Below are 8,101 nucleotides of genomic sequence, written 5' to 3' on the forward strand. Positions count from 1 at the left end.
TAAGGATGATCATGAAAAAAACTAACCTATTGCGTAGTGCTTGCGCCATCGCCGTTTCACTGTCCCTTGCCCCTATCGCACTCGTTTCTCAAGCTGCCGAAGCAGGTGCACAATCAAAAGTTGAACGAATTGAAGTGACCGGTTCTCGTATCAAACGGACTGATATTGAAGGACCATCGCCAGTTCAGTCGTTGAATAAAGACGATATTGCCAACATGGGTTTTGATAACCTACAACAATTGCTTGAACGTATGCCTGCAAACGGTTCTGGCGCATTTTCTACTCGTGGTAACAGCCAAGATTCTACCGCTAACGGTGGCGCATCAATCAGTTTACGTGGCTTAGGGCCAGATGCCACTTTGGTACTTATCAATGGTCGCCGAGTGGGATCGAGTGCCTTTGCTGAAGGGATTTCGAATTCATTTGTTGATATCAACAACATCCCTGTATCAGCAATTGAGCGCATTGATATTCTTAAAGACGGTGCTTCAGCTATTTATGGTTCTGATGCTATTGCTGGTGTGGTTAACATCATATTAAGAAAAGACATCGAAGGGCTTGAAATTAACCTAGGTTATGGCGACGACAGTGGTACGGGTTATGACGAAACCACAGCCAGCTTAGTGTGGGGCGTAAAAGCCGACAAAGGCAGTGCGTCAGTTATTCTTGATTACTTTACTAATGGCACTTTGTCAGCAAGCGATATGGGCCGTTTTGGCACTGCAAACCAATCACCTTACGGTGGTGAAGATTACCGTTCATCACGAGGCTTTCCAGGGTATTTTTATGTTAATGGTGTGAAAACCATCGATCCTGATTGCCCCGCTGAGAATGCCACAGAAAGTGGCAGTTGTTTGTTTGATTACGGTCCATACAATTTAACCATTCCAACGTCTGAGCGTGTTGGTGCTATTGGCCAATTTGATTACATGCTCGGAGAAGATTTAACTGCATTTTTAGAGTTATCTGTACAACATAACACCTCTGAAGCGGGTGGTGCACCAACGCCATTAGATGAAGATGCTGGTTTAACCGTGCCAGGTTCTCATCCTAACAATCCATTTGGACAAGACATTGATATCGGTCGTTACCGTACAGTTGATGCTGGCGCACGTCGTTGGGATATCGAATCAGATACCATGCGTATTGTTGCCGGTCTTCGTGGCGTTATCAATGATTGGGACTGGGAAGTATCAGCGCAACGTGGCCGCAGTGAATCTACTCAAACTGGTGACCGCTCACAAGGTTGGGTAAGAACCGATTACTTACAAGCCGAAATTGATGCCGGTAACTACAACCCGTTTGGCGGCACTATGAACTCGCAAGATGTGATTGATCGCATCACCACAAGTCTAGTAAGACAAGGTAAGTCGAGCATCACAGCTTATGATGCGAGTATTTCGGGCCATGCATTTACCATCGCAGATCGCGATATCATGATGGCTGCAGGTGCAGAATACCGCGAAGAAAGCGTTAGTGACATTCCAGATGAGCAGTTCCAACGCGGTCTTATTTTTGGTACTGAAGCGGTGTCTGCATTTGGTTCGCGTGATCAACATGCTGCCTATGTAGAATTATCAATTCCTATTGCAGATAACTTTGAATTACAACTTGCCGGTCGTTATGACAGCTACAGTGACTTTGGTTCAACCACTAACCCTAAAATTGCTTTCCAGTGGGGTATTAGTGACGAGATAACTGCACGTGGTTCTTGGTCCACAGGTTTCCGTGCACCATCATTAGCACAAATTGGTTTAGGCCCTTCTGAAAAAAGTGACTTTTTAACCGATAGCTATCGTTGTGCAGCAGATAACGTCGACTGTGAATTGCTTGACTACAACTTTATATTTGCTGGCAACCCGAATCTTAAAGCGGAAGAGTCTGAGACTTGGAACGTCGGTATGATTTGGGCACCAAGTCAGCAGTTTGATATTGGTTTTGATTTATACAATATTCTCCAAGATCACAAAATTGACTCATTGCAAAACCAAGATCTTTACGACGAAAACTGTAATGATCAAAACAGCACTATTTGTTTACGTAATGCACCGCAAGCGGGCGAAACATTTGGCTCAATTGACGTAATCAAGTCAGCATTTGTCAATATTGGCTCACAAGAAGTACAAGGTATCGATTTATCTAGCCATTACGGTCTTGAGTTAAACAGCTATGGTGATATTAAGTTTGGTTTAGAGTACAGCTACTTAATCAGCTTTGAAAAAGAAGTTGATGGAACAACGATTGACTACACCGGTGAGTACGAGTACCCACAACACCGTTGGTTGGCAACAACCAACTGGAACATGGACGACTTTACGGCTAACGTTAACTTAAGCTATATCGGTGAGTTTGAAGACTACAACAAAACTCGTACTGTTGATGCACAGTTGTTAGTTGATATGTCTGGTTCATATCGTTTCAACGATACTGTTAAGTTATCTGTAGGTGTAAATAACGTGTTTGATGAAGAGCCATCATTTGCGATTGGTGATGGCGATGCTGACCTTTATGGTTACGCAATGGGCGTACATAACCCACTAGGCCGTTATATTTATACTAAAGTCACAATGAAGTTCTAATGGCAACGTCATAAGATATCGATAGCCACATTCACTTAAGGTGCAATGTGGCTTTTTTATTGTACGAATTGATTGGATTACCCCAAAAGGATTCAACATGATTACGTTATACGGAACTCAAAAAAGTCGAGCACTCCGAGTATCTTGGCTTTTAGAAGAATTAGGCGTTGAATGGCAATTTCATTTTATTGATTTTGCCAAAGGTGAAAATAAACGTGACGCATTTTTAGCCCTCAACCCTAGTGGCAAAATGCCAGTACTCACCGATGGTGACTTTGTGTTAACTGAATCCGCGGCCATTATGCGTTATTTAGCTGAAAAGTACGGCCAAGGTAAATGGTTACCAAAACCGGGTACTCAAGCGTCGGGTATTCATGAGCGCTGGATGAGCTTTGTTATTAGCGAACTTGAACAACCACTGTGGAGCATGGGTAAACATCGTTTTGCGTTGCCAAAAGAATTGCGCGTAGACGCCATGTTTGCTGTGGCTAAATGGGAGTTTGATCAAGCAGCTGCTATTGTAGAAACTTGGATACCAGAGTCTGGGTTTGTATGTGGTAGCTCGCCTATGGTTGCCGATATTTTACTCGCACAAACCTTAGGTTGGGCTTTGGGATTCGAGCAACATCTGCCGCCTAAGTTGTCCGCTTATCGCGATCGATTAAAGCAACGTCCTGCTTTGGCCGCAGCACTCGCCAAAACAGCACTACTTGTTAATGCAACGAAATAACAGGCATTAAAAAGGAAGCACAAGGCTTCCTTTTGATTATTTACTGGCAATATGCAGACTTTTTATAATTGAGTAGCAGCCCATTTCGCACGGCTTTCACGGCTTTCGCTCATGCCGTTATCAGCGCGATAAGCTTTGTATGCTTCAGCATCTAGTGCCACCAAACTCACATCCACTTCAAGTACAAGTTTGCATTCTTTTTTAATACGCCAAGCTGCGGCATTGTATAATTCAGTTAATGGCAAAGTGCTTAAAAATTCTGGATTGTATTGGGTATATAGCGCTTGAGTCGGATACACCACAAACGCTAACCGACGCTTAGGCTCTTTTTTAAAAAGCTCTTCAATACCGTCAGAGGTGTTGAGCACTTGCATTTCGATAATATCATCGATTTCTAGTAACTTTTTTTGAGCCGGAATAGGCGCTTCTCGCTCGCCAGATTCCCATGCCATCACGTCTTCATTACTGGCTTTAGTGATGCTAGCAACCTGTTCAGTTGTTAGGCCTAAAGACTGACGTAAACATTGAATTTCAATTGCATTTAAACCGGTGTTTTTCGACATGATCGTTCTCATTGTTAGTGATAATTTGTTTAATAAGCGCTTATTATCTCGCGTTGGGTTCGTTAACTCCAACCTAGGCTAATAGATAAGACTATCGATTAAGCCACACGTCTTCGGCCCAATGCCAAAATGATTCCCATACTTTGTCGCTAAATCGGCCTTTTTTCCAAAACAACACTTGGCTTTCTTCATCAATACAATAAAAGCTATCACCGATTTGGCAAATGGCAATTTGTTCGCGAGGTAATCCAATAGACCAAGCATAACAAGCTACTTCAGGTAAGTAGGTATGTGAAGATGGATCGGCAGCGGTAACAGGTTCAAGCGTGCCATAAATAACATCGCTGCCATACAGTAAGAATTCTTTTAAATCATTGGGTAAACCAATTAAGATCTGTTCTTCAACTTCTACAAGTTGCTCAAAAGTTGGCAATTCTAACGGCACCGGTACGGTTTCGCTTAATTCTTGTAGTTGTTCAATAATGTCATTCATCGCATTGTCCAGCAGATCGTTTCGTAATGGGCGCGAGTATAGCAGATGTGATTGTTGCGGATCTTGTTTGGCAAAAAAAAAGCGCTCATATGAGCGCTAAAGGGTGGTGTGGATACTATGCCACTTGGCGTTGTGAGCTGTATAAACTTTGACGTTTGTAGCTTAACCACGCTTTGTGATACTGCTTGTGAGAGTCTTGACGCAGTTTAGCGATAGTGGCTTGTTCTATGTCATTTAAGCGTCTTGATGTGGCTTTAGCCTGAGACTCAATCTGTTGGATTTGCTCATAAACATGATGTTCAGGGCCACTTTTAATGTCGGCAATATCATTTAAATGAAATTGTACTTCAACCACCATTTGGCTTACGGGTAATTTCACTAATACATTTAAATCACGATAACCTGACACTTTAGGGTGAGCAAAACGATTTTTCAATTGCACAATTTCGGTGTATTGGCTCAACTGTTGGTAACTTGATAGCAAGCTTTTTACGTCATAGGCCACCACACTTGCCCGTGCTATATCGGTTAGTTGGCTGGCATCTCCATTAAATTTAGTTTGCACTTTTTGAGCCGCACGCTGATAACTTTTGGTAGCAGGAAGAATGGTTTTGGTATTACTTGATTGGTCAATGAAGTGAAGTAGGTCAATCAGTTCTTGCTGCGCCGCCGGTGCCCGTGACATCAGAGCATGCAAGTTATCACTATCTTGTGTCACCAAGTCGGTGTTGTGATCATAAAGCGCCATTAGCTGCTCAATATCATTAGATGATTTTTGGCTGAAGTCAGATGGCTGAGCTAGCTTGGTGTATTTAAGCTCGTTAGGCTGGGCAATAGCACCACGTGTAGACAGTAAAATTAAGAATATAAAGAAGGTACGAAACAACTTATTCATTGAATAGCTCCAGCATAATGTCTGTTAATCCAATGTACCGCTTTTTGGCTGAATAGGGGCTGAATGAACAAGGTTTAATGATATATATTAACTTGGCTATGTGTTGTATTCGTTTTTATTATCAAGTGGTTAGTTTTTTTATAATAAAAAAGGGCATCTTTCGATGCCCTTTTTTTTGTGTAAATGTGACCTAAGTCAGTCATTCGCCTTGGTGATTACCAAATTTTTACGCGACTAGCTGGCTCAATGTACATCTTGTCGCCTTCTTTCACGTCATAAGTGCTGTAGAACTCAGGCATGTTAGATAACGCACCTAATGCACGGAAATGACCTGGTGAATGCGGATCAGTTGCTACGCGGTTACGCATTGCTTCTTCTTTCATCTTCACACGCCAAATTTGAGTGAAGCCCATGAAGAAACGTTGATCGCCTGTTAAGCCATCAATAACCGGTGCTTCTTTACCATCAAGTGACATTTTGTAAGCTTTATAGGCGATAGTCACACCTGATAAGTCACCAATGTTCTCACCTAATGTTAGGCTGCCGTTTACGTGTAGGTCGTCAAATACTTGATAACCATTGTACTGAGCGATTAATGCATTGCCTTTTGACTCGAATGCTTTTAAGTCAGCTTCGGTCCACCAGTCACGCATGTTACCTTCACCATCAAATTTAGCACCTTGGTCATCAAAGCCATGGCCCATTTCGTGGCCAATAACCGCACCAATACCACCATAGTTAACCGCATCATCAGCTTCTAAGTTGAAGAATGGTGGTTGTAAAATCGCAGCAGGGAACACGATTTCGTTCATGGTTGGGTTGTAGTAAGCGTTAACTGTTTGTGGCGTCATGTGCCACTCGTCTTTATCGATTGGTTGGCCTAACTTAGCTAAGCCTTTGTTATGCTCAACAATGGCCGCACGTTTAGCGTTACCCACTAAGTCATCTGCTTTAATGGTCAGTTTGCTGTAGTCATCCCACTTGTTCGGGTAACCAATTTTAGGATTAAATTTAGCCAGTTTGTCTTTTGCAGCAACTTTAGTATCAGCACTCATCCAATCTAGTGAGTCAATGCTTGAACTATAAGCGCCACGTAAGTTTTCAACTAACTGTTCCATACGGGTTTTAGCTTCTGGTGCAAAGTGACGTTTCACATACACTTTACCCACAACTTCGCCTAGCGTGTCACTTACCGTGCTCACGCCACGCTTCCAGCGAGTTTCTTGCTCTTCTTGACCATTAAGTGTCTTAGAGAAAAACTCAAAGTTTTCATTATCTAATGCTTCAGATAAATTGCTGGCATTATGTGTCAATGCCATCCAAGTCATGTAGTTTTTCCAAGTATCAAGGTCGTTATTTTTAAGCACCTCGTTTAAACCTTGGATATAACTTGGTTGGTTGATAATAATATCAGTTTGCTTGTCGCCGCCAAGCGCTGCTAAATAACCATCCCAGTTAATTTCTGATGCTAATTCTGGCAAATTCTTAACTTGGTATAGGTTGTATGTTTTAGTACTGTCGCGCGTTTCAACAACGTCCCAATGCTTTTCTGCAATTTGAGTTTCAAGTGCAAGAATGGCTTCAGCGTTTGCTTTTGCATTAGGTAAACCAGCAAGGTTGTACATTTTTTCAATGTGTTCAACGTAAGCTTTACGGATGTTGACGAAGCGTTCTTCTTGATTAAAGTAGTAATCTTTTTCTGGCAGGCTTAAACCATATTGCCAAATGTGTGTGGCGTAACGGCTTGAATCTTTAGCATCAATTTCAACATAGAATGCTAAAGGTGTACCACCACCGTTTGCTTGGTTTTCACCAAAAAACGCGGTTAATTCTTTTTTATCTTTTAGTGCGGCAATTTTATCTAAATCAGCTTGAATTGGCGCAATACCTAATTTATTTAGCGTTTCAACGTCCATAAATGAACGATATAAATCAGCTACTTTCTGTTCATCAGTGCCATCGGCTAGGTTTGGCGTCGCGCTTAAGTCTTCAATGATGGCTTTAACGTCATCACGTGCATTTTCACGTAGGTCGTAAAATGCACCAATGTTGGTACGGTCGCCAGGGATTTCTGCATTTTTCATCCATGCGCCGTTAACATACATGTAAAAATCGTCTTGTGGGCGCACTGACTTGTCGATGTTGTCAAACGTGATGCCAGATGTAAGTGCTTTTTCTACTGCAGCAGCAGTAGCTGTTTTTGCGACATCTGCAGCAGGCGTAACGACTGCCTTGTCATCACTACAAGCACTCAAGCCTGCAATTAATGAGGCGCATAGACCGCCAATAACCAATTTTCTCATGTTGTTTCCTTTGCTTGATGTAAAGAGCCCTTCAATGGGGCATTGCGATCAGTGTCGCTTAATTCAGTAATAACCCCTTTATCCAAAGGGAAAAGCTATTACTTTTATTGTGAATTGTATGTTAAAGCCTTATCCGTCTATAAAACAAGCCGCAAAGGGGCATTTTTAGCGTGTTTTTTGTGAGGATGTGTAACCAAAAATTACCTTAGCAGTGAAAAATGTTGGTGATTGATTTCTATTTGAGCGTGTAAGCAGCATAATAGCGCCAATATTTTTAGATTGAGTAATCATTGTGCGTTTAGACAAATTTATCTGTGAAAGTACCGAACTAACTCGGTCATTGGCCAAGAGAGCCTTGCACCGTGGTGATGTTACCTGTGATGGTGTTGTGGTAAAAAATTCAGGTTTTAAAGTACTACCACAAATGGCAGTGCATTTAGACGGTACGTTAATTAGCGTGATTGGCGAACGTTACATCATGTTAAATAAACCGGTAGACACCATCTGTTCAACCATTGATGAAGAATACCCATCAGTA

General features: G+C 42.0%; 7 protein-coding genes. 3 read left to right on the plus strand and 4 right to left on the minus strand.

Translation table 11 applies throughout. The annotated features are described in order from the left end of the window. Positions 1 to 11 precede the first annotated feature (11 nt). Both CXF78_RS08380 and CXF78_RS08385 read left to right on the plus strand, forming a co-directional pair. Entirely contained in the window at positions 12 to 2,579 is a 2,568-nt protein-coding gene (locus CXF78_RS08380; protein WP_102036506.1) for a TonB-dependent receptor, read from the plus strand. A gap of 97 nt (positions 2,580 to 2,676) precedes the next feature. Further along, positions 2,677 to 3,309 carry a glutathione S-transferase family protein gene (locus CXF78_RS08385; RefSeq protein ID WP_102036504.1) on the plus strand — a complete coding sequence of 211 codons (633 nt, stop codon included), beginning with the start codon at positions 2,677 to 2,679 and terminating at the stop codon, positions 3,307 to 3,309. Between the two features lie 62 nt (positions 3,310 to 3,371). Here the strand turns inward: CXF78_RS08385 and CXF78_RS08390 are convergent, their stop codons facing one another. The 4 genes from CXF78_RS08390 to CXF78_RS08405 form a co-directional block, all read right to left on the minus strand. Continuing rightward, positions 3,372 to 3,872 carry a DUF4447 family protein gene (locus CXF78_RS08390; protein WP_102036505.1) on the minus strand — a complete coding sequence of 167 codons (501 nt, stop codon included), beginning with the start codon at positions 3,870 to 3,872 and terminating at the stop codon, positions 3,372 to 3,374. 91 nt (positions 3,873 to 3,963) lie between these two features. Continuing rightward, entirely contained in the window at positions 3,964 to 4,365 is a 402-nt protein-coding gene (locus CXF78_RS08395) for an SMI1/KNR4 family protein (RefSeq protein ID WP_011636316.1), read from the minus strand. 115 nt (positions 4,366 to 4,480) lie between these two features. Next, the gene (locus CXF78_RS08400; protein ID WP_011636317.1) at positions 4,481 to 5,260 is read right to left on the minus strand and encodes a nucleotidyltransferase family protein; all 780 of its coding nucleotides are present in this window, start codon (positions 5,258 to 5,260) and stop codon (positions 4,481 to 4,483) included. A 215-nt stretch (positions 5,261 to 5,475) separates the two neighbouring features. Continuing rightward, entirely contained in the window at positions 5,476 to 7,563 is a 2,088-nt protein-coding gene (locus CXF78_RS08405) for a M13 family metallopeptidase (RefSeq protein ID WP_011636318.1), read from the minus strand. Between the two features lie 292 nt (positions 7,564 to 7,855). Here CXF78_RS08405 and CXF78_RS08410 point away from each other — a divergent pair. Beyond that, on the plus strand, positions 7,856 to 8,101 hold a 246-nt coding region (locus CXF78_RS08410), incomplete at its 3' end, for a S4 domain-containing protein (RefSeq protein ID WP_257984869.1).

This window comes from Shewanella sp. 11B5, assembly GCF_002836795.1.
Classification (GTDB): Bacteria; Pseudomonadota; Gammaproteobacteria; order Enterobacterales; family Shewanellaceae; genus Shewanella; species Shewanella frigidimarina.